The organism is Pseudomonas sp. ICMP 10191 (assembly GCF_001467335.1).
Taxonomy (GTDB): domain Bacteria; phylum Pseudomonadota; class Gammaproteobacteria; order Pseudomonadales; family Pseudomonadaceae; genus Aquipseudomonas; species Aquipseudomonas cerasi.
Map to the genome: position 1 here is coordinate 1 of NZ_LKGW01000043.1, position 452 is coordinate 452.

Consider the following 452-nt stretch of genomic DNA (forward strand, 5'->3'; position numbering starts at 1 on the left):
CCTTCCAGCGGTGATAGCCGCTTCCAGCTCTTTCATGGCGTCAGACATGTTGGTGTAGTTCTGGGTGATGGTGATCGGGTTGAACCCCTCGTCGTCGAGGTCATGGCTCAACCCAGTAGCACCGTGTGGGTCAATCGGCGACTCGCGCAGCGGTGCGTGTTTGTTCGCCTCTTTGGTGTCTTCTAGAATTTCGCGGTAATCGATCTCGGCACCATCGGTGACCTCAAGGTGTTTCGAGTTCAGCCAGGCCTGGAAGCGCTCGGACATCCGCTTGTTGTCGCTGTCATAAGCGGTGTCGTATGGCACCCAAAACTTGGGAGATCGAGTTCATGTCCAGCTTTCGCGCAAGGTCGAAACCGGCGATCCACTCTTGCCCCTCGAATTGATCGAGCGTAAGGGAGGTGTCCTCGCAGGACTTCCAGTCCTGCATGTTGAAGAAGCCAGACTTGGCG

General features: G+C 56.4%; 1 pseudogene. It reads right to left on the reverse strand.

From position 1 onward, the window contains the following. A pseudogene (locus AO388_RS04975) lies at window positions 1-452 on the reverse strand (terminase large subunit); the annotation flags it as partial.